At 68.7% G+C, this 20,442-nt stretch carries 18 protein-coding genes; 12 read left to right on the top strand and 6 right to left on the bottom strand.

The features are described from left to right. The first annotated feature begins 43 nt into the window (after positions 1-43). Positions 44-1,123 carry a DUF362 domain-containing protein gene (locus QHF85_RS28565; RefSeq protein ID WP_281330509.1) on the top strand — a complete coding sequence of 360 codons (1,080 nt, stop codon included), beginning with the start codon at positions 44-46 and terminating at the stop codon, positions 1,121-1,123. 19 nt (positions 1,124-1,142) lie between these two features. Here the strand turns inward: QHF85_RS28565 and QHF85_RS28560 are convergent, their stop codons facing one another. Both QHF85_RS28560 and QHF85_RS28555 read right to left on the bottom strand, forming a co-directional pair. Then, on the bottom strand, positions 1,143-1,958 hold the full coding sequence (locus QHF85_RS28560; RefSeq protein WP_281330508.1) for a hypothetical protein: 816 nt from the start codon (positions 1,956-1,958) through the stop codon (positions 1,143-1,145). A 254-nt stretch (positions 1,959-2,212) separates the two neighbouring features. Beyond that, entirely contained in the window at positions 2,213-2,440 is a 228-nt protein-coding gene (locus QHF85_RS28555) for a type II toxin-antitoxin system MqsA family antitoxin (RefSeq protein ID WP_281330507.1), read from the bottom strand. A 370-nt stretch (positions 2,441-2,810) separates the two neighbouring features. Here QHF85_RS28555 and QHF85_RS28550 point away from each other — a divergent pair, with 370 nt between their 5' ends. The 6 genes from QHF85_RS28550 to QHF85_RS28525 are packed head-to-tail and all read left to right on the top strand — an operon-like array spanning position 2,811 to position 8,165. Continuing rightward, the gene (locus QHF85_RS28550) at positions 2,811-3,713 is read left to right on the top strand and encodes a hypothetical protein (protein WP_281330506.1); all 903 of its coding nucleotides are present in this window, start codon (positions 2,811-2,813) and stop codon (positions 3,711-3,713) included. A gap of 52 nt (positions 3,714-3,765) precedes the next feature. After that, complete coding sequence (tssI, locus tag QHF85_RS28545; protein ID WP_281330505.1) at positions 3,766-5,838, top strand: type VI secretion system tip protein TssI/VgrG; 2,073 nt, start codon at positions 3,766-3,768, stop codon at positions 5,836-5,838. Between the two features lie 3 nt (positions 5,839-5,841). After that, positions 5,842-6,210, top strand: a complete 369-nt coding sequence (locus QHF85_RS28540) for a PAAR domain-containing protein (protein ID WP_281330504.1) — start codon at positions 5,842-5,844, stop codon at positions 6,208-6,210. Further along, positions 6,207-7,049, top strand: coding sequence for a DUF4123 domain-containing protein (locus tag QHF85_RS28535; RefSeq protein WP_281330503.1), 843 nt, complete (start codon positions 6,207-6,209; stop codon positions 7,047-7,049). The genes QHF85_RS28540 and QHF85_RS28535 overlap by 4 nt, the downstream gene beginning before the upstream one ends. Positions 7,050-7,053: 4 nt before the next feature. Beyond that, positions 7,054-7,434 carry a hypothetical protein gene (locus QHF85_RS28530; RefSeq protein ID WP_281330502.1) on the top strand — a complete coding sequence of 127 codons (381 nt, stop codon included), beginning with the start codon at positions 7,054-7,056 and terminating at the stop codon, positions 7,432-7,434. Beyond that, a complete protein-coding gene (locus QHF85_RS28525; protein WP_281330501.1) occupies positions 7,431-8,165 on the top strand; it encodes a hypothetical protein in 735 nt (244 codons plus the stop codon). The genes QHF85_RS28530 and QHF85_RS28525 overlap by 4 nt, the downstream gene beginning before the upstream one ends. A 5-nt stretch (positions 8,166-8,170) precedes the next feature. Here the strand turns inward: QHF85_RS28525 and QHF85_RS28520 are convergent, their stop codons facing one another. Together QHF85_RS28520 and QHF85_RS28515 are read right to left on the bottom strand one after the other, a co-directional pair. Continuing rightward, positions 8,171-10,453: a DUF2169 domain-containing protein gene (locus QHF85_RS28520; RefSeq protein ID WP_281330500.1), complete on the bottom strand. Its 2,283-nt coding sequence runs from the start codon at positions 10,451-10,453 to the stop codon at positions 8,171-8,173. Positions 10,454-10,468: 15 nt separating this feature from the next. After that, positions 10,469-11,773, bottom strand: a complete 1,305-nt coding sequence (locus QHF85_RS28515) for a serine/threonine-protein kinase (protein WP_281330499.1) — start codon at positions 11,771-11,773, stop codon at positions 10,469-10,471. Positions 11,774-11,965: 192 nt separating this feature from the next. On the opposite strand from QHF85_RS28515, the gene QHF85_RS28510 reads away from it, so the two are divergent. Beyond that, complete coding sequence (locus QHF85_RS28510) at positions 11,966-12,619, top strand: hypothetical protein (RefSeq protein ID WP_281330498.1); 654 nt, start codon at positions 11,966-11,968, stop codon at positions 12,617-12,619. Here QHF85_RS28510 and QHF85_RS28505 read toward each other — a convergent pair. After that, positions 12,612-13,790: a hypothetical protein gene (locus tag QHF85_RS28505; protein WP_281330497.1), complete on the bottom strand. Its 1,179-nt coding sequence runs from the start codon at positions 13,788-13,790 to the stop codon at positions 12,612-12,614. The genes QHF85_RS28510 and QHF85_RS28505 overlap by 8 nt on opposite strands. A 98-nt stretch (positions 13,791-13,888) precedes the next feature. Here QHF85_RS28505 and QHF85_RS28500 point away from each other — a divergent pair, with 98 nt between their 5' ends. Both QHF85_RS28500 and QHF85_RS28495 read left to right on the top strand, forming a co-directional pair. Then, positions 13,889-14,746 carry a Uma2 family endonuclease gene (locus tag QHF85_RS28500; protein WP_281330496.1) on the top strand — a complete coding sequence of 286 codons (858 nt, stop codon included), beginning with the start codon at positions 13,889-13,891 and terminating at the stop codon, positions 14,744-14,746. Between the two features lie 390 nt (positions 14,747-15,136). Continuing rightward, a complete protein-coding gene (locus tag QHF85_RS28495; RefSeq protein ID WP_281330495.1) occupies positions 15,137-15,886 on the top strand; it encodes a hypothetical protein in 750 nt (249 codons plus the stop codon). A 1-nt stretch (position 15,887) separates the two neighbouring features. Here QHF85_RS28495 and QHF85_RS28490 read toward each other — a convergent pair whose 3' ends face one another. Continuing rightward, positions 15,888-16,139, bottom strand: a complete 252-nt coding sequence (locus tag QHF85_RS28490; RefSeq protein WP_281330494.1) for a hypothetical protein — start codon at positions 16,137-16,139, stop codon at positions 15,888-15,890. A gap of 144 nt (positions 16,140-16,283) precedes the next feature. On the opposite strand from QHF85_RS28490, the gene QHF85_RS28485 reads away from it, so the two are divergent. Beyond that, complete coding sequence (locus QHF85_RS28485) at positions 16,284-18,242, top strand: SpoIVB peptidase S55 domain-containing protein (RefSeq protein WP_281330493.1); 1,959 nt, start codon at positions 16,284-16,286, stop codon at positions 18,240-18,242. A gap of 59 nt (positions 18,243-18,301) precedes the next feature. Further along, positions 18,302-20,371, top strand: a complete 2,070-nt coding sequence (locus QHF85_RS28480; RefSeq protein ID WP_281330492.1) for a hypothetical protein — start codon at positions 18,302-18,304, stop codon at positions 20,369-20,371. Positions 20,372-20,442: the final 71 nt, after the last annotated feature.

Raw genomic sequence — 20,442 nt, 5'->3', positions numbered from 1 at the left:
CTCGCGGTCGACCTGCGCTACGATGGCACGGGAGCAGGTGATCATGTCGAACCCGCGTCTTTCCCCGTACCCCGAGGCCTTCTCGCGTCGCACCTTCCTCGGCGCTGCCCTGACTGGCGCGGCGCTGCTCGGCGCCGATCACGCGCTCGCCGCGGGCTCGGGCCTCGTCGCCCAACCTCCCGCGGGCTTCGTGCCGCTCTCGATCCCCGGCAAGGTCGCCAAGGTCGCGAAGTCGAACGTGATGCAGCCGAACGGCCTCTGGCCCACCGAGGGCGCGGCCAAGCTCATGCTCGAACGCGTGATGGCCGAGCTCACGGGCAAGAGTGATCTCGGCGAGGCCTTCGCCAAGTTCGTCCACAAGGACGACAAGGTCGCCATCAAGCCAAACGGCATCGCGGGCCAGAAGGGCGCGACGATGGCCACGAACCGCGAGCTCATCCTCGAAGTCGTGCGTGGTGTCCTCGCCGCCGGCGTGCCCGCGAGCCAGATCATGATCTTCGAGCAGTACCCGAAGTTCCTCGAGGGCACGCGCATCTGGGATCGCAACAAGGGTCCCGACCCGGCGCTTCCTGCGGGCATCGCGACGGCCGTGCACGAGAACGAGGACGCGACGATGCCCGAGCGGACCGTGATGGGCATCCCGACGAAGTTCGTCCGACCCTTCACCGAGGCGACGGCCGTGATCAACGTCGGCCTGATCAAGGATCACTCGATCTGCGGCTACACGGGTTGCCTCAAGAACATCACGCACGGCGCGACGATCAACCCGCACGCCTTCCACCAGCACAACGCGAGCCCGCAGATCGCCGAGCTCTACGCGCAGGACGTCGTGAAGAGCCGCGTGCGCTTGCACATCATCGACGGCTTCAAGCTCATCTACGACGAGGGACCGCTCGACAAGAACAAGAAGCGCCGCGTGCTGCACGAGTCGGTCTACGCGACGACCGACCCCGTGGCGATGGACGTGCTCGGCTGGGGCATCATCGAGCAATGGCGTAAAGACAACGGCCTGCCGACGCTGAAGGACGCGGGCCGGGAGCCCACGTACATCCGCATCGCCGGCGATCTCGGGCTCGGCGTGTTCGACAAGAACCGGATCTCGCTCCGCGAAGTCGCGCTCTGAGGTGGGGTGAGAGAGATCGTCAGGCGGGGCTCGGCGTGACGGCCGGCGCCTCGCTCACGGCGGGCGCGTGCACCGGCTCGCCGGTCTTCGGGTCGACGTCGTCCGCGGCGCGACGCGCGCGCAGCGCCTGACCGATCGCCTCGTTCTGCTGGAGGATCGGCCCTAGCAGCGCCGCACGTCCGGCCCGATCGGCCGGCTCGTCCGAGGGGTAGCGCCCGACGATCATGGCGATCAGTTGCAGCATTCGCCGTTGCCCTTCGGCACGCGCGGCCTTCACCTCCGCGAACGTCACCTGCGGGGGCAGCGGCTTCTCGAGCGCGGCGCGATACTGCTGCACGAGGTCCGAGAGCCGCGCGACGTAACGCGAGAGGCCGAGCTCGTGGACGAGCGCGGCGCGCGTCGGGCTCTCCAGCGCGGCGAGGATCCGCTCCACCTCGCAGAGCTCCTCCACGAACGGGAGCGACGTCACGGCGAAGAGCCCCCGAGGAAACAGCTCCTTGAGCAGGCCCACGCCTTTCAGCGCGATCGGATCACCCGGCGCCGACGCCTCGACCTGGCGTTCGGCGGTATCACGAATGGCGCCGAGGACGCCGTCGATGGCGACATCGAGGATCTTGGCTTCCGGCGCAAACGCAGGCGCTTTTTCGTCCCGCGCCGCCCAATGCGCTTCCATGTTCCGCAAGGTCTCGTCGTGATCGACGCAAGACTCGGCGAATGTGACGACATCCGGCTCACCGGAGGTGAGCGCAGCCGAGCGGACCTGGGCAATCGCGAAGAGGCGACGGCCGAGCGAGAACGAATAGATATCGAAGATCGCAGCGAGCGAGGTATCCATGCAGAGCCTCCTTGGGGGCATGCCGGAAAATTCGGTCGGGGCTGTTGACGAGAAAGGGACCAGCCGCGACGCAATCGGAGCAGCATTCCGGCAAAGTCGAGCGGAGACCGGCTGCGCTGGGGGTCGACCGTCGGCGAAGGGGAGCAACGACCGGTTTCGCTGGGGGTCGACCCTCAGCGAAAGGGAGCAACGACCGGCTTCGCTGGGGGTCGACCGTCGGCGAAGTCGAGCAACGACCGGTTTCGCCGGGGGCCTCAGGCCGCGTCCGCGTAGCGGACGATGGCGAGCTCGATGCTGCGGTTGGCCGACTCGAGCAGCCGCTCGACGACGGCCATGACGGGGTCGCGAAGCAGGTAGCTGTGACAGTCGGGGCACTGGAGAACAGGGACGTCCTTCACGATGACGATCGTCCGATCGCCGAGCTTGAAGGGCAGATCGGTGACGCGTTCTTCCAGGTCGCCGCCGCAAGTCGTGCAGATCATGTGCGTTGCCTCCGCCGCCGGAATTCGGCGTCCCATTTCGAGACGTCAGGCAAGTATGCCGTGACGACCCGTACATTGTCACCCGCGACGTCCGCCGCAAAGAGGACGTGGAAGACCCCGTCCGGATGTTCTCCACGGACGAGGTAACTCGGCAGGTGGCCCGCGGAAGGGTGCATGGACGGATCCGGCTGTGCGCGCCCCGAGCACGCCGATCACCTCCGGGTCACATTGCCTCGGATCACACCACGTCAGGTTCGAGAGGGCGCACGTGCCCTCATTGCCGCGTCCGCGTCCGCGTACCGGACGTGGTGCTTGCCCGGCGCGCCCGAATCGCGCATTTTCGTACCGGATACCCCTCGAGGAGACCCTCATGGCCAGCGCGACCGGCACCGAAAAGTTCCTCGCCCAGGGCCCCGTCGCGTTCGCCCGAACGCACCCCATCGTCCCCGATGGCGGCCTCGCGCTGAACGACGCGGATGTGGCAGAGCATTTCCCGGGCGAAAAACGTCACGAGATCAAGGTCCCCCATCGCTTGCGGATGGCCACGATCACGAAGAATCACAACGCGACGAGCGACAAGAACCTCGCTTACCTGCTCACCCACCAGCGCTACAGGCCCGGGCACCCGATCGCCGCGGACTCCTTCTTGACCTGGTACTTGCCCTGGAACCCGGGCGGCGGTCAGGTGAACATGTCCATTCCCATCGACCCCGTCCTCGGCCCCGAGGGAGGCCCCGAGAACGTCAACCCTCCCTTCTTCTTCACGGCCGAGCTCACGGGCTGCTCCGTCTTCGTTCGTGGCGATCCGCGGGCCCCGGAGATCTTCCACGCGGGGGCCCAGAACCCGAGCTGGCAGGGCAGCGCCGGGACGCACTGGCGGACGCTCTTCGCCAAGAGCCGGCCCCTCACCTTCGAACAAGACCGCTTCGTGGAGGTGAACAAATACGATTACATCGGCGGCGACGTCCTCGGCGCCAGGTACACGCCGCCCCTCGTGAAGGCCTATGTCGAGCGCATCGAGGCCGAGGAGAAGCTCCGGGACGCGAACTGTGAAATCCTGGGCTTCGCCGGCTTCGGCTGCGTCTTCGGCCACCGCGACACCATCGGCCACTGGGCGTTTTACCTCCAGGAGAACGTCCGCATCTTTTATCGCCGCCCGGCCACGCCCAAGCCTTACGCTTGCGCCAACCGCGCCCTGCGCTTGTCGCAGATCTATCCCCACCGCGCCGTCGTCGCCACGAACGACGCCCCCAAGCCGCTCCCCTTCCCCTGAGCGAGTTTCATGGTCTCGCGCGCGGCGAGACCGGTTAGAATGCCGGCCACCCATGCCGATCCTCGAGCTCACACTGTCGGGCAGCGCGTCGCTCGCCGTGCACCACTTCTCCGTGCAGGAGGCCATCTCCGAGCTCTTCCACGTGAACGTCGTGGCGCGGGCGCAGCGGCCGGACATCGACCTCGAGGCGATCGTCGGAAAGACCGCCGGCTTGCGCATCGTGGCCGGGTGGACCTATGTGAAGGACCAGGGAACCCGGGCCTGGAAAGGCGTCTGCAGCTACATCGAGCAATCGCAGGCGCAGACCGAAGAGACCGGGCTCTCGACCTATTACCTCCAGATCGTCCCCGAGCTCTGGCTGCTCACCCAGCGCACGAACCACCGCATCTTCCAGCACCTCTCCATCCCCGACATCGCCGACGTGCTCCTCGGCGAGTGGGGCCTGAGACCCGCCTGGCAGATCGATCGCGGGCTCTACCCGAAGCTCGAATTCAAGGTCCAGTACGGCGAGAGTGATTTCACGTTCCTCTCGCGCCTGCTCGAGGAGGCCGGCATTGCGTTCTGGTTCTCGGACAAGGGCGGCGAGGGCTCGGTGCTCACGTTCGGCGACAAGCTCCAGGCCGCCTCGCCGCGCCCTCCGATCCCCTTCGTCGACAACCCGAATCAGTCCGCGCAGCGCGAGTTCCTCTCGCTCGTGCGCCTCGGCCACGAGGTCCGCCCGGGCGCCCACGTGATGCGCGACCACGATTTCCGCAAGCCTGCCTTCCAGCTCCTCGGCGAGGCCCCGCCCGCCGCCGGGCCCGAGACCAGATACGAGCAATACACGTACATCCCGGGCTCGTTCCTCGTGGAAGGCACCATGGGCGGCGGGGGCACGCCGGTGGCCGACGACAAAGGCGTCGCGCGGCACGACGCGAGCTACGGGACCGACCTCGCGACGCGCCGCCTGCAATCGCTGCGCGCCGACAAACGCCGCGTCACGTTTCAGACGAACACGCTCGATCTCTTCCCGGGCGCGCTCTTCACGATCGAGGACCACCTGCACCCGAGCCTCGCCCCGAGCCAGCGGCTCCTCGTCACGGGGTTTTCCGTGGAGGGCGCGCCGGGCGACGAATGGTCGATGAGCGGCACCGCGGTTTTCGCCGACCCCGCCGTGCCGTATCGTCCCCGGCTCAAGACCCCGCGCCCCCGGGTCTTCGGCGTGCAGAGCGCGACGGTGGTGGGCCCGCCGGGCAAGGAGATCCATACCGACGAATTCGGCCGGGTGCGCGTGCAATTCCCCTGGGATCGCGAGGGGAAGAACGACGACGGTAGCTCCTGCTGGATGCGCGTGAGCCAGGGCTGGGCCGGCACGGGATACGGGATGATAGCGATTCCGCGTGTCGGGCAGGAGGTGCTCGTCACGTTCCTCGACGGCGATCCGGACCGGCCCATCATCACCGGGCGCGTCTACAACGCCCTCGAGCAGGTGCCCTACAAGCTGCCGGACGACATGACCGTGAGCACGTGGAAGAGCCATTCCTCCCCGACCACGGGCGGCTACAACGAGATCAAGTTCGACGACAAGGCCGGATCGGAGCGCGTGTACGTGCAGGCCGAGCGGGATTTGCACAAGCTCGTCAAGAACGACGAGGTGCTCCGCACGCAGCACGACAAGATGGAGACGGTGGACGGCGCGTCGGACCTCGTGGTGAAGGGCGCGCGCAAGCAACTCATCGAATCGGCGGACCATTTGCACGTAAAGCTCGACCAGCGCAGCCAGGTCGACGGCGGGGTCTCGCTGACCGTGAAGATGGGCAAGCAGGAGAAGGTGGGGACCGATTACGCGCTCGACGCGGGCCAGGAGATTCACCTCAAGGCGGGCATGACGCTCGTGCTCGAAGCCGGGCTGCGGCTGACCATCAAGGGACCGGCGGGCTTCATCGATTTCCACCCGATGGGCATCGATATCGTGGGTCTCCTCGTCAACATCAACAGCGGCGGTTTTCCGGCCTTCGGCAAGGGCGCCTCCCCCGACGCGCCCGAGGACGCGATGGAGGCCGAGCCCCGCGACAGGCCGCCCGGCGCGCCGGCGGGGAATTCGAGCACGGGCGCCGGCGGTACGTCCGGCCAAGGTGAGAGCTAGGCCATGCCCCTCGCTGCACGTGTCGACGACGAGCTGACGTGCGAGGTCCACGGCGCGGGCATCATCACCGAAGGGTGCCCGACGGTGATCATCGGCTTTCAGCCGGCCGCGCGGGTCGAGGACGAGATCCTTTGCCAGGAGGTGCCGAGCGAGATCGCCGAGGGATGCGAGACGGTGTTCATCGGAGGAATGCCGGCCGCGCGCGTCGACGATGTGGCCGTGGACGGCGCGGTGATCAGCACCGGATTTGCCACGGTGAACATCGGCACGACGCCGCAGATCCAGGTGCTGCTCCTGGCCGCCGCGCTGGGTTTGCCCTTCTGCGAGGAATGCGAGCCGAGCTCGCTCGCCGGGCCGAGCGGGGAGCCATGAAGGCCGTTCTTTCCATCGTCACGGGGCGATCGGCGGGGCAACGGGTGCGGCTCCCGGTGGGGCAGCCATTTTGCGTGGGGCGCGGCGGGCGGGCGGATCTGATCCTCGCGCACGACGAGCAAATGGCCCTGGCGCATTTCGAGGTCGAATGGGACGGCGCCACGTGCCGCCTGCGCGATCGGAGCCGGCAAGGGACGGAGCTCGACGGCAAGCAGGTGGACGAGGCCGAGCTGAAGAACGGCGCCTGGATCGGCGCCGGCGCGACGCGCTTCTTGTTCCGCATTCGCAGCGAGGATCTCCGGTCGGAGCTGCCGCCGGCGCCGCCTGGGCCGCCGCCTTCGCCGGAACTGCTTTCGGCGCGCCGGGAGGCGCTCGTGGTGCTGTCGCGGGAGAAGCGTCTCTTCGCCATTCTGGATGCGGCCCGGGATCGACGCGTCCGCGCATTGCTCGCCGCATGCGACGAGGAATTTCGCTCGCTCTACGAAGGCCAGAAAGGCGAGGCCCTCGCCGAGGTGGCGCCGTACCTCGTGCAACTCCAGCCGGGATCACCGCTGCTCCCCGTGCTCGTGGAGGACGCGTGGGGCGAGAGCTGGGGCCTGTATCTGACGAGCGAGCGGCCGTTCAAGGAGGTCCGGCAAAGGCTGCGGCGGTCGCTCATGGTGAAGGACGAGGAGACGGGCAAGCGGATGTATTTCCGCTTTTATGACCCGCGCGTCCTGCGGCTGTTCTGGCCGGCATGTACGCCGCGACAGCGGAGCGAGATCCTGGGGACGGAAATCGAATCGTTCTTCGTCGAGGGCGCCACGAACGAGCTTCTGCGGCTGGGGCAGGAGGGGTGAGACGATGCTGACGTTGCGCCGGGGGCAGCGAAAGGCCTTCGAACCGCTGGTGGAGGACGCGCTCGTCGAGCGGATCTTCGCCTTCCTGCGCGCCCATCCCGCGGCAGAAATTCGGGCGCTCGACGATACGGCGCTGCGGGCGGCGGTCCGGTCCGGGATCTCGCGCGGGAGGAGCTTCGGCCTCACGTGGACGTCCACGTTGGCCGCGTTCGTGGGGCTCTCGCTCGTCGTGGGGCCGGCGTTCCACGAGCATCCGGCGGTGCGCGCGGTGCTGGAGGACGAAGCCACGCCACCGGACGAGCGAATCGCCCTGCTGGAAGAGCGGATTCCAGATGAAGCGTGGCAGGAGGCAGCGCAGGCGAGCGCGAAAGGAGATGCGCCATGATGCAGGACGACGGCGGCGGCAACAACGCGGGGAGGACGGCCACGCCGAGCTCGTCGGTCGGCGGAGCCGCGCGCAGGATGATCAACGCCTCGTCTCTCGTGTTCGAGGCCGAGGGGCCGAGCGGGCTCGTCCCGTGCCCATCCGTGCGCTGGAAATCCCTGCTCCCCACCCGACAAGAGCTCCTCGCGAATGCGGTCGACCTGGCGCGGTCGGAGAACGTCACGACACCATTCAAGCTCAAGGAGATCGTCGAATGGACCAACCGCGCCTACCTGGCTCCGCAAAAGGTCACGATCAACGTTGAGATGCTCAGGGACCGCCTGAACACGCCGACGTCCCTCGAAGAAGCCGCCGCTCTGGCCCGACCGAGATTATTGAAGCGGCTCAATACAAAGGAGACGACCGTGATTTGCGAGATGTGGGACACGGAGACCAAGCGCTGGTACGCCGGGAGGAGCGGCCATGGTCGAGCGCAGGGCAAGGTGCCCATCTCGATCTGGAAGCGGATCCCCGACGTGAATCAGGCCGACCGATCCGACTGGGCCTTCGGCAAGAACTGCGCGGAAGTGGAGTGCATCATCGAGGCCTACAAGGAGGGCAAGACGGCGCCCGATCTGAGGGGGTGTTATTTCATCGCCTTCCACATCCCCGACAACCGCGTCGTCGGCCCCTGCCGCACGTGCAAGAAGTGGGTACCTTCCTCGGGTGGTCAGGCCGCCATGCCGAAGTGAGCTCCTCACCCCTCCGGCAATCGCACCACCCGCCCCAGCGCCACCGCACGCAGCACAATCGGAAGCTTCTCCTCCGGGTCCACCGCGAAATGGACCTCGACCAGGAGCCGCACCGGGAAACGCGAAAACAGCGGCAGCTGCTCGGCGATCTCCGCCGGCAAGTACACCACGATCGGGTGCCGCTCGCCCGGCACGTGCAACAGCGCGCGCAGGTGCCAGCCGCCCAGCAATCGGCGCCGCTGGTAATGCCGCCCCTCGGCGAGCGAACGCGCGACCAGCTTGGCGAGGTCGTCGCCCGCGAGCGCGTGTGAGGTCAGCGCGAACTTGTCGAAGATCTTGCCGGTCATGCGCTCCGCGAGCACCCGCGCATTCTCGTAGCCCGGCGAGCCGACGAATTCGTCGGCCTCCCGGACGGCGGCCGTGAGCGCCTCATGGCCCTGCGCGAAGGGCATCGCCGTCGCCTTCGTCGTCCGCAGCGCCTCGATCTCGTCGAAGTGCAACGCGAGATCCCCTTCGCATAGCTCGATCGGCGCCACGGCGTGCCCCCGCTTCTTCGCCGCCCGCACCGCCAGGTCGAGCAGGCCTTCGAAGCCCACCGGCACACCACGATCGAGGATCACGTGCGCCTGCGCTCGCTCCTGGATCTCGGCCGGATCCCTGGAGAGCGCCGGATCGTCGGTCTCGGGATCGATGGGCTGCTCCTCGAGCGCGTCGAGGATCGGCTGCCACGCGCGCTTGCGCACGACGCGCGGCATGCTCTGCCGATCGAGCCACGCGAGCACGAGCACGTCACCTCGATCCGCGCCTCGATACGTCGCCGACGCGACCGTGAAGCCCGGCGCCTCGACGGCAGGCGTCGCGCTTCCGGCCGCGACCGCGACCGGCAGCCCGCCCTCGACCACGGCCTCGCCGATGGTCTTTCGAGGAGCAACGAATCCCTCCCGCGCATGTGCTGCCGTCCCCGGCGCCTCCGGCGAAGGCACCTGCGGCACCCCGCTCGCCCACGGGCTCGCCGCCGGCGCGGGCTCGGGCGCGGGCGTCGCGAAGATCAACGCAGGTGGCTTCGGGCCTTGCGTGATCGGGCTCTGCGACGGCGTCGTCGCCGCGAAGGGGAGCGCCGCCGCGGGGGAAGGCAGCTCCCCCGAATCGATGGCCATCGTCCCCTCCGAAGGTGGCCGATCGAGCGGCGATCGCGGCGGCGCCGGCGCGAAGGTGACGACCGCGTCCGGCGAGGTCGCCTTGAAGGGCAACGTGGCCGGCCCTTCCTCGTCGCGGACGAACGCCGCCGTCTTGCCCATCTCCTCGCGTGGCAGAGGCTCCTTCTCCGCGTGCTCCAGGCTGACGGTTACGCGTCCCTCTTCCTGCGCGCTTCGCAGCGGGATTTGCGCCCGCCACGTCACCACGAGGGCCGCGCGCTCCGTGTCGATCACCAGCGTATCGGCGCGCATGGGGATCACGCGTGGACCGCCCTCTCGACCCGAGAGCACGGCCTTCGGCTTGAGGCCCGGCAGGCTCGTCACGAGATGCGCGTGCTTCGGGTGCAGGTTGTCGAGCACGATGCGCTCGTTGTCGCGCAGCACGTCGACCTGCTGATCAGGCGGCGCGACCTGAAAGTACGCGAGCTCCACGTCCTCCGGCGCCGGCGCGCGCGAGAGCTCCGCGGGCGTCCATCGACCTGCGTGACGACCGAGCTTCTGCTGCCGCGACGGCCAGCGCGCCGCGAGGGGGCCGAAGCCGATGGGCGTGAGCAGATCCCCGGGACCACGCACCACCTTGTCGAGCGGCTGCAAATTGGGGACGGCGACGCGGCCTTGCCGATCCCGCGCGTCGGGCCGCATGCCCGCGGGGTTCCAGGTGTCCGGCCCTCCGCCGGCGCGCTCGTAGCGCAGGGACATGCGCGTGATCCGCGGCCCCTCTTGCAGCACGCCGTCGAGCGAGAAGGACCTGTCGCAGAAGACCTCGATCGACTTGTCGACATCGCCCACGAGCATCCGCGCCACGAACGAGCGCGTGGGGTGCCCTTCGGGCGCGAAGGCCATGCCCACGAGCACCACGTCGGCGCGTTGCTTGAGCGGGGCCATGTCGCTCGCGGCGCGCAGGCTCCGCGACTCGTCGTCGTCCCAGTGCTCGTCCTGCTCGACGACGGGGTCTTGCTCCGGCGCGAGCTGGGCCTCGGTGGGCACGAGCAAGAACGTCGCCTTGCAGACGACCGTGAGCGCCCAGGTGCCGGGACGCGACTGCCAGAGGAGCGAGGCGACGGGGAGCGGACCTTGAGCGACGACGTCCATGGCCCGCCGACGGTATCACCACGCGCGCGAGGCGAGCACCGCAGCGATCACGACGAGGGCCACGATCGCGGCCACGACGACCCCGACGAGCCCACGCGAGCTCGACGTCGGCGGCTCGACGAGGGGAGCGGGAGGCATCGGCGCAACCTTCGGAATCACCACCGTCGCGCCGTTTCGCGCGTTCGGCTCCTCGACGTGTGCCGCGGGTGCTGCGAGCGCGGGCGCAGGCGCGGGCGGCGCGGCGGGCACCTCGGGTGGAGGCGCTTTGGCTGGTTGTCGCAACGTCATCGCGTCGTCCGACAGCGAGACCTCGCCGAAGGCTTGCCTTGCGGCCTGCTCCAGGGCCGCGCCCTTTTGGGTCCCCTCGACGATCGAGGGCGGGCGCTCGGGCGGCACGACGCCTTGCAGGCGATGAATGCGCTCCACCGAAATGCGCCCCTCCTCGGAGGCGAACGGGAGCAGGAGCCGCGCGAGGTCGGCGACCGACTGCGGGCGATCGTTCGGCTTTTTTTCGAGGCATTGCAGCACGACGGCTTCGAGCCCCGCGGAGATCTCGGACCTGTGCCAGCGCGGCGGGGCGGGCGGATCACCGCCGATCCTCAGGAAAAGCGCGTGCGTCGCGTCGGCCTCGAAGGGGCGCTTGCCGGTGAGGATCTGGTACAGGATGACGCCGAGGGCCCAGATGTCGGTGCGCGCGTCGAGCCCTTTGAGCCCGCGGATCTGCTCGGGCGACATGTAAAACGGCGAGCCGATGATCACATGGGCCGCGGTGAGGCTCGTGTAAAGCGCGTCGGCCCTCGTCGCCTTGGCGAGGCCAAAATCGAGCACCTTCACGAGCGGCGATCCATCGGGCCGCGTGCCGACGAAGATGTTCGCGGGCTTGAGGTCGCGATGAATGATGCCGAGCACGTGCGCCTCGGCGATGGCCTCCGACGCTTGCAGCACCACGTCGATCGCCTGCGCGATGGGCAAGGGCCCGCGCTGCCGCACGATCTCTTGCAGATCGGCGCCGGTGAGCAGCTCCATCACCATGTACGGCAAACCCGACGCGAGCGTGCCGAGGTCCATCACGCGCGCGACGTGCTCGCTCTGGATCGACACGGCGGCGCGCGCCTCGCGGAGAAATCGCTCCACGGCGTCGCCTTGCTTGGCGGCCTCGGGCAGGAGGATCTTGATCGCCACGCGTTGCGGCAGCGTCATGTGATGGGCCTCGACCACGAGGCCCATGCCGCCTTTCCCGATCACGCGCTCGACGCGGTACTTGTCCGCGATGACGTCGCCCGGCTCTGCGGGGATCTTGGGGGCGCTGTCCGTGCTCATGCGCGGGGGATGTCGGGCCTTTGATCGTATCACGCTCCATGGCGGGAGCGCATCGAATGGAGCCGACGCTGCCGGACGTCCCGACGCTCCGCGTCACCTCCGCGATCTCGCGCCCTCCCCTGTGCGTGCTCCCCACGCGACCTCCGTCTCCTGCTACCTTCTCTGCTAGGACGAACCCACGAGGAGCCCACCATGCCCGCTGCCCTCTCGATGCCCGAGGACCGCAAACCGCTGAAGGACTGGATCACCGAGATCGAAGCGGCGGTGAACAAAGCCGGTATCAACCTCGACGTGAAGACGCGGTGGGCCAACCTCAAAGGGCAGGGCCTCAAGGACGGCGCCTGGCACAAGAGCGTGAAAGAGGACGTCGTCGTCCCCTACAACGTGATCCACGGCAACTGGGCCGGAACGAAGGCGATTGGCAACAAGAACTACCCGGGCCTGCCGAAGGACAAGGCGAAGGGCAGCCCGCACTTCGTCGTCGGCAAGATCATGCCCGGCGGCATCGAGAGCATCCTCGCAAACTTCAGCAACATCACGAAGGGCGTCTTCAAAAACCTGTGGCGCGACGGCGGCTCCGGCGGGCGAGGCACCGAGGTGTTCGGCACCGTCACGCTCGATCACAAGCGTATCGGGGCGGGGCGCGCGACCGACCGTTTGTGGTATTTGCCGAACTCGCCTTACACGGCGTACCTCGTGAGCGGCCACGTCGACAACACGCAGAATGGCCAGGCCGAGCTCGGCAGGATCACGAACCTCATCACGGGCTGGCAGAACGTCGCCGCCATCGACGTCGCCTACCTGCACCTGACGAACACCGTCTCGTCGCTCTACGTCCTCACTTGAGGCTGAGCGCCTTGAGGCGTCCGTTCGAGCACGCCGCGTTCGTCTCGCATTCGATCCAGTAGAGCGCCTCGTCGTCGACCGTGAAATGGAACGGCCCGGTCGGCCGCACGACGATCTCGGCCTCCTGGCTCCCCCAGTTCGATCCGCCCACGGGCAGCCGCGCGATCGCCTTTCCTCCGCCCGCGGTCGAGGCGCCGAAATAGACCCAATCTCCGCTGACCTCGATCGGCGGCAACACCGCGAGCCCGAAGTCCGTCGCCGCATCGGAGAAGACGAGCTCGCCGCTCGGCGCGAACGACTCGAACGCCCCGCCGTCCTTCGAGACGCGGTTCAGGAGCGCGCTGCCCTGCGCGAAGAAAAACACGTATTCCTTCGAGACGTCGAGGCTCGTCACGTAATCGATGCCCTTCACGAGCGCCTTCTCCTCCACGCCCACGCCGACGGACGGATCGATCGCGTACACCGCGCCCGTCTGTGCCTTCTCGCCGTCGTCGCATGAGCTCGGGACGTCGTCCCCCAGCGCGAAGCGCGTGAAATAGAGGCGGCCGTCGCTGTAGCGGATGTCGAAGAGCATCGAGGCCGCCATTCCCTCCTTGTATTCCGGGTCGATCCAGAGCGCCTCGTAGTTCGTCGTGCCCTTCGCCACCCGCCCGACGAGCCCGTCGGTGAGCATGTAGTAAAGGTAATCGCCGCCGAGCGCGAGACCGGCGAGCTTCTCGAATTCGGGTTGTTCGCCGAGCACGGGGATCACGTCGGGCTCGCAGTGCCTCGGGTCGCACCAGGAGAGATTCGACCCCAGGCATGTCGACTCGTTGCCGCGCTGGGTCCACGCGAGGAAATCGTGCGAGACCACGGCCCACTCGAGCCGCAGGCCGCCGACGTCGAGGAGCGGCACGGAGCATCCGGGCTTCGGCAAGCGTCGAATCGAGCCGGGCGTCGCGTATTGCCGGATGACGATCGACTCGGCGTCCGAGCTCAAGCCTCCCATGACGACGTTTGGCTCGATGACGAACGGCTCGCACGCGTCCCCGCTGCCTCCGCAGGGGATCGCGGCGCAGGCGAGGTTCGGCGGGGGCTTCGGCGCATATTCGTCGTAACCATCGTCGACGCAGCTAGACACGAGCACGGCCGTGATCCCCATCGAGGAAACGCGAAGGAATGAACGTATCATGGGCGGATCTTATCGCGCCCCGGGCCCTGCCCCGAGAGCCTCGTGACGAGCGGCCGGAGAGCGCGTGTCGTGAAGCACGACATGCTACGTTTCCCCCCATGAGGCAGCCGGTCGCGTACACCGTCGACCCCGAGGACCCGCGCGCCCCTCCCGAAGAGGTCTGGGATTCCCTGTCCGCGGAGGAGCGGCGCCGCGTCGTCGCCATGCTCCCGGCGGACGTCCCCATCGACATCATGGCGCCCGAGGGCGACCCGCACCGCGAGGCCAAGGAGCGCACGCTCGATGCGCTCGGCCGCTTCTTCCGCCGCACGGGGCGCAGGGTCTACCTCTCGTCGGAGCTCGCGACGTATTACCCCGACCGCCCGCGCATCGTGCCCGATGTCCTGGCCGTCCTCGACGTCGACCCGCATCCGCGGAGCAAGTGGGTCGTCGCCGACGAAGGCAGGGGGCTCGATTTCGTGCTCGAAGTGCACGTCGAGGGCGACAAGCGAAAGGATCACGAGCGCAACGTCGCGCTCTACGCCGAGCTGGGAATCCCGGAGTATTTCGTCTTCGACCGTGGCCGGCTGAGCCTGCGCGGGCACCGGCTCGCGTCCTCGGGGGCGCGCGTCTACCAGCCCATCGTGCCGCAGGGAGGGCGTTATGCGTCCGCGCTGCTGGGGCTCGAATTGATGCTCGTGGAGGGCCGCCTGCGGTTCGTCGTCGGAGGCACGCCGCTCCTGGAATCGGAGGAGATCATCGGCCAGCTGGAGTCGATGGTGGACGGCCTCGTGCATCGACGCGAGGAGGACGAGCGCGCCCTGGAAGAAGCGAAGCGTCAGATCAAAGAGGAACGCAAGCGGGCCAAGGAGGAACGCAAGCGGGCCGAGGGGGAGCGCAAGCGGGCCGACGAAGCCGAACAGCGAGCGGCTGCGCTGCAGGCAGAGCTCGATCGGCTTCGTGGTGGCAAGCTGTAGACCACGTCCGCAAGGTCCACGCCTTCGACCACGACGTCTCCGACCTCGACCACGACGTCCGCGACCTCGACCACGACGTCTCCGACCTCGACCACGACGTCCGCGACCTCGACCACGACGTCTCCGACCTCGACCACGACGTCTCCGACCTCGACCACGACGTCTCCGACCTCGACCACGACGTCTCCGACCTCGACCACGACGTCTCCGACCTCGACCACGACGTCTCCGACCTCGACCACGACGTCCGCGACCTCGACCACGAGCTCCGCGACCTCGATCGCAAGCTCCCCGACCTCGCCCGCGGCCTCCCCGACGCCGCGCGCAACGTCCCCGATCCCGCGCGCCCCCCTGCGTGCTCCCCGCGCGGCCTCCGTCTACCTGCTAGCCTTGAGGCTCGCTCACCCCGAGGGGCTCGCCATGTCGATGTCGCGTTTGCTTCCTCTTTTTGCTCTTCTCCTCGCTGCCGAGGGATGCGCGTCCCAGACGAACACGCAGCAGCCCCCCGGCGCGCCCCCGACCCCCAAGACCGTCACCCGCGAGAACCCGGGCGGCGACGCCGACGACCCCGAGAGCGCGGCCCTCGCCCGCCTCGCGGCCGAACCCTGGGGCCATCGCAAGGACTTCTGGAACACCCTCCACGTCCCCCTTGCCGACTGGAAAAACTGGCGCAGGGTCCGCATCTTCGGCCACCCGACGCGCGCCTCCTATCGGTACGGCGACGACCACTACGCCGTCGCTTCCATCTGGTACACGACCATCGAAGGCCCGAACGAGCCCGAGGCTTGCCTCGCCAAGTTCATCGACATGGCGATGCCCCTCGCCGACGCGAACGGCGTGCGCATCGGCGAGCGCCAGCGCGTCCGCATGACCCAGAGCGTCGGCGCCGAGGTCCGGCCCATGATCGTCGACCTCGTCGAAGGCAGGCTCGACAGCTTGCTCGGCCGCGACGACTACGTCGGCGCCGTCGCCGCCTACCAGTCCTTCCCGGGCACGTGCCTCGTCCAGGCTTTCGCCGTCGTCGCCACCGAGCACCGCGACGTCGCCAAGAAGGTGCGAGATCGATGGGTCGCCGAGGGCGCGAACAAGCTCGTCTGGGAGCGCCACGTCAAGCAGGCGCCCGAGCCCCTCACGCGCTAGCTCAAGCGAACTGCGCGACGACCCGCGCGACCACGTACGTGAGGAGCGCAGCCACCCAGAGCGCCGCGCCTTTCCGGAAGCCTTGCCGATATCCCCAGATCGGCGCGAGCGGCGGCACGAGGAGCGCGAGCGCCCCGCGCAAGCGCGACGAACCGCGGAGAATCAGCCTCCCCGCGAGCCACACGTGCGTGGTCACGAACGAGGCGAACCCCACGATCAGGAGGACGACGACGGCAACGTCCTTGCCGGACACGCGCCGAGCGTAGCGCGGACGGAGGCGCCTCGCCTCGACTTCGCGGACCTTCGGCGCCCTTTCCCACGAACCCGGCGCGATCCCCCGCGTTCGATCCACGCGCGCGGCTCTGTCCCCGCTCCATTTTCACGCTAAGCTCTGCTCGTGCCGAGAAGCCTCATCCCCGTCCCCGACACAGATCGCCCCGCCTCTCCTCGATCTTCGCTCCTCGACAGACTCCTCCCCGGCTCCCGCGTCGTGCCCGCAGGCCTCGCCCTCGGCGTGATCACGAGCGCGCTCGTCGGCGTCGGCGTCGCGGAGGCCATCACGGATCCGCCCGATACGTTGCCCCTCTCCGAGGTCAAACCCGGCATGAAGGGCTACGGGCTCACCGTGTTCTCCGGGACGAACCCCGAGCGCTTCGACGTGGAGGTCATCTCCACGCTCAAGAATTTCCGGCCCAACCAGGATCTCATCCTCATCAAGACGCCGAACCACCCGCGCCTCGACGTCGCGCGCACCGTCGGCGGCATGAGCGGGAGCCCCATCTACCTCAATGGAAAGATGATCGGCGCCTACGCCTACGGCTGGCTCTTCGGCGTCGAGCCCATCGCCGGCGTCACGCCCATCAAGTCGATGCTCGACGAGCTCGCGCGCCCGATCCCGAAGGCGATCATGCCCGTCCCCGGCAAGGGCCCGCTGCCCTCGGTCGAGGACGACGGCCGCCCGAAGCGCGACAAGCACGCGCGCATGTTCCACGGCGCGCCCGAGAGCTACGATCTCCAGGGGCACGCGACGCAGCTCGCCGCGCGCGCCGCGACCGCGCTCGCGCCGCCCGAGGGCAGCGCGCTCGCCCGCGCCTCGACGCCCATCATGCTCGGCGGCCTCGCGGGGACGTCGCTCAAGATCGCGCAGAACCTGCTCGGGCCGATGGGGATGGAGCCGCTCCAGGCGGGCGGCGGCACGTCGACGAAGCCCCCGCCCGACGCGCCGACGAAGTTCGTCGACGGCGGCGCGATCGGCGTCGAGATGATCCGCGGCGACATCTCCGCGATGGGCCTCGGCACGGTCACGCGCGTGAGCGGCGACAAACTCGTCGCCTTCGGTCATCCGATGCTCGGCGGCGGCGTCGAGGCGCTGCCCACGGCCGTCGCGCGCGTGCACTGGATCATGGCGAGCCAGAACCGCAGTTTCAAAATTGGCGAGGCTGTGCGCTCCGTCGGCGCGCTCGTCAACGATCGCCAGGCCGCGATCGTCGTCGACTCGGCCGTGAAGGCGCCCGTCTTCCCGATGAAGGTCACGATCAACGCGCCCGGCGGCGTCCCGCACCCGACGTGGAACCTGGAGGTCGCGCATGATCAATTCCTCTCGCCCACGTTCGTCGCGATGGCGATCGGCAACGCGTTCGAGACCTCGGCCTCCGAGCGCAACGACCTCACCTACCGCGCCACGAGCAAACTGAAGATCGGCCGCTGGGGCACGATCACGCTGACGGACTTCGGCGCCGGCAACGGCAACCCCCCCGGCGCCGAGGACTTCGTGCGCGGCCGCCTCGTGCGCGCGATCGGCTCGCTCATGAACAACCCCTGGGAGCCGGTGACGATCGAAGGCGTCGAGACCGACGTGAAGGTCTCCTACGAGCGCGAGGTCGTCACGCTCCGCGGCGCGAAGATCCTCGAGCCCGAGATCGACGCGGGCGGCAAGGTGCACATCCAGCTCGAGTTGCAGCGCTTCCAGGGCAAGACCGAGACGAAGATCATCGAGGTCGACGTGCCCGCGGAGCTCGCGGGGCGCGAGGTCGAGATCGAGCTCGCCCCCGGCTACGAGGTGGAGCGCCCGCTGCCCTCGCCCGAGAACGTGGCGCAGCTCGTGGCGAACCTGCCGAACCAGACCTTCGATCCGGAGAGCCTCGTCGCCTCGTTCCGGCTGCGCGAGAACGGCGCCGCCTACAAGGGCAAGATCGCCTCGCGCCTGCCCGCCGGCGCGCTCGACACGCTCCGCTCGAGCGTCGACTCCGACACGGCCGAGGTGTTCGTCGCGCAGGTGCAATCCGCCGTGCCGCTGAAGCTGTTCATGGTCGGTCGCGACACCGTGCGCGTGAAGGTCCGCAACGTCCTGCGCTGATCGCTTCGCTGCTTGAACGAAGAAGAACGATCCTCCCCCGCCCCGAAGAAAGCCTCACGATGACATCCCTCTCCCCCGGAAAGATCGCGCGCCTCGGCATCGGCGCGCTCGTCCTCGCTGCCGCCGTCGTTCCCGCGAAGACGGCCTCCGCCGTCGGCACTCGCACCTTCCAGCTCGACACGATCGACGAGCTCAAGGGCGGCGATCTGACGGGCGTCAGCGTCGACTCGAACGGCAACGTGCGCGCCGGCCTCACGCTCGGCTCGATCCCCGTGCAGGACGCGAGCAGCGTGTGGAGCTCGGTCGTGCTGCCCGACGGCTCGGTGCTGCTCGGCACGGGCAGCGACGGCAAGATCTTCAAGGTCTCCGGCGGCAAGGCCACGCTCGTCGCGACGACGGGCGCGATGGCCGTGAGCTCGATGGTCGTCGCGTGGAACGGCGACGTCATCGCGGGGACGTTTCCCGACGGCAAGCTCTACCGTTTGCCCGCGGGCGGAGGCAACGGCGGTCCCGCGGCGGCGTTCGGCGATCTTCCGGGCGCGGAGGACGTCTGGGCGCTCGCGTTCGACGCGAAGTCGAAGTCGCTCTACGCGGCGACGGGGCCCGAGGGGAAGATCTTCCGCGTCGATCAAGCGGGCAAGGCGCAGGTGCATTTCGACAGCGACGAGGCGCACATCGTCTCGCTCGCGGTCGCCGACGACGGCACGCTCTACGCAGGCTCGAACGGCAAGGGCCTGCTCTACAAGATCACGGGCCCGGGCCGCGCGACGGTCGCGTACGACTTCGACGCCGACGAGGTGAAGGCGATCGCGTTCGGCAAGAACGGCTCGATGTTCGTCGTGGCGAACAAGATGGGCGAGAGCTTCGCGCCGCCGAAGCGGAACCGCACCGGCCCGCCCGGCCCGCAGTCGACGCGGCCCTCGAAGCCCGGCAAGGGCGTGCTCTACCGCTTCGGCAAGGACGGCATCGCCGAGCAGCTCCTCACGGACAACGATTCGCACTACGTCTCGCTCGCGATCGACGACGCGGGCGCGCCGTACGTGGGCACGGGCGCCGAGGGTCGGCTCTACACGGTCGACGACGCGCACGTCGCGAGCCTCGTCGCCGACACGGACGAGCGCCAGATCGGCGCCGTCGTGGTGAGCGGCAAGCAGCGCTTCCTCGCGACGACCGACCCCGTGGTGTTCCGCGAGATCAAGGGCACGGGCGGCGCCGACGCGGTGTGGACGAGCAAGGTGCTCGACGCGGGCCTGCGCGCATCGTTCGGTCGTCTCGCGTGGCGCTCGGAGGGTCAGCTCGAGCTCTCCACGCGCAGCGGCAACACCGAGACGCCCGACGCGACGTGGAGCGCGTGGTCGGCGGGCCTCGGCGCGCCTGGCGACGTGCAGAGCCCGCCGGGCCGCTACGTGCAGATTCGCTCGCGATGGAGCCGCGACCCGAAGGCGGTGCTGCGCGAGGTCACGCTCTACTTCGTCACCGACAATGCCCGCGCGGTGATCACCTCGATCGACGCGACGGCGAAGAACAGCGGCAGCAAGAGCGGCAAGATGGGCATCGTCCCGTCGGGCGGCGAGTCGCCGCGGCCGTCGAGCTCGATCAAGCTCTCGTGGCGCGTCGACAACCCCGATCAGGACGACCTGCGCTACCGCGTCTCGTACCGCCTCGAAGGCCAGAACACCTGGCGCAGCGTGCAGAAGCCGGGCGAGAAGCTCACGCGTCCCGAGCTCGACTGGGACACGACGGGCCTGCCCGAGGGCCCCTACCGCATCCTCGTCGAGGCGACGGACGAGCTCTCGAACCCGCCCGATCGCGTGCAGAAGCACTCGCTCGAATCGGCCACGGTCCTCGTCGACAACACGCCGCCCGTCTACAAGGCGCTCGCGATGCAGGGCCGCAAGCTGAAGGGCGAGGTCGTCGACGGCCTCGGCCCCATCGCCCGCATCGAGGTCTCGATCGCCGGCTCCGACGAGTGGCGCCCGCTCTTCCCGAGCGACGGCGTTCTCGACGAGCCCGCCGAGGCCTTCGACGTCGACATCGCCTCGATCGTCCCGCCCGGGGCGCACATCGTGGCCGTCCGCGCCTACGACAGCGCTGGAAATGTCGTCACGCGCGACGTCGAAGCCAAGTAAACCGACGACGCCATGACGCTCGCCCTCTCCGCTCGCGGGAGCGGAGAGGGGCGCATGCGCTGTGCCTCGAC

The sequence above is a fragment of the Polyangium sp. 6x1 genome, assembly GCF_029946515.1.
In the GTDB taxonomy this organism is placed as follows: Bacteria; Myxococcota_A; Polyangia; order Polyangiales; family Polyangiaceae; genus Polyangium.
Note: the sequence above shows the minus strand (reverse complement) of the source record. Positions and strands in the feature narration are given on the sequence as shown.

What these genes read in the sequence shown, in the direction of transcription:
- QHF85_RS28565 (WP_281330509.1), top strand. Translation starts at nt 44, where the DNA reads ATGTCGAACCCGCGTCTTTCCCCGTACCCCGAGGCCTTCTCGCGTCGC.
- QHF85_RS28560 (WP_281330508.1), bottom strand. Translation starts at nt 1,958, where the DNA reads ATGGATACCTCGCTCGCTGCGATCTTCGATATCTATTCGTTCTCGCTC.
- QHF85_RS28555 (WP_281330507.1), bottom strand. Translation starts at nt 2,440, where the DNA reads ATGATCTGCACGACTTGCGGCGGCGACCTGGAAGAACGCGTCACCGAT.
- QHF85_RS28550 (WP_281330506.1), top strand. Translation starts at nt 2,811, where the DNA reads ATGGCCAGCGCGACCGGCACCGAAAAGTTCCTCGCCCAGGGCCCCGTC.
- tssI (WP_281330505.1), top strand. Translation starts at nt 3,766, where the DNA reads ATGCCGATCCTCGAGCTCACACTGTCGGGCAGCGCGTCGCTCGCCGTG.
- QHF85_RS28540 (WP_281330504.1), top strand. Translation starts at nt 5,842, where the DNA reads ATGCCCCTCGCTGCACGTGTCGACGACGAGCTGACGTGCGAGGTCCAC.
- QHF85_RS28535 (WP_281330503.1), top strand. Translation starts at nt 6,207, where the DNA reads ATGAAGGCCGTTCTTTCCATCGTCACGGGGCGATCGGCGGGGCAACGG.
- QHF85_RS28530 (WP_281330502.1), top strand. Translation starts at nt 7,054, where the DNA reads ATGCTGACGTTGCGCCGGGGGCAGCGAAAGGCCTTCGAACCGCTGGTG.
- QHF85_RS28525 (WP_281330501.1), top strand. Translation starts at nt 7,431, where the DNA reads ATGATGCAGGACGACGGCGGCGGCAACAACGCGGGGAGGACGGCCACG.
- QHF85_RS28520 (WP_281330500.1), bottom strand. Translation starts at nt 10,453, where the DNA reads ATGGACGTCGTCGCTCAAGGTCCGCTCCCCGTCGCCTCGCTCCTCTGG.
- QHF85_RS28515 (WP_281330499.1), bottom strand. Translation starts at nt 11,773, where the DNA reads ATGAGCACGGACAGCGCCCCCAAGATCCCCGCAGAGCCGGGCGACGTC.
- QHF85_RS28510 (WP_281330498.1), top strand. Translation starts at nt 11,966, where the DNA reads ATGCCCGCTGCCCTCTCGATGCCCGAGGACCGCAAACCGCTGAAGGAC.
- QHF85_RS28505 (WP_281330497.1), bottom strand. Translation starts at nt 13,790, where the DNA reads ATGATACGTTCATTCCTTCGCGTTTCCTCGATGGGGATCACGGCCGTG.
- QHF85_RS28500 (WP_281330496.1), top strand. Translation starts at nt 13,889, where the DNA reads ATGAGGCAGCCGGTCGCGTACACCGTCGACCCCGAGGACCCGCGCGCC.
- QHF85_RS28480 (WP_281330492.1), top strand. Translation starts at nt 18,302, where the DNA reads ATGACATCCCTCTCCCCCGGAAAGATCGCGCGCCTCGGCATCGGCGCG.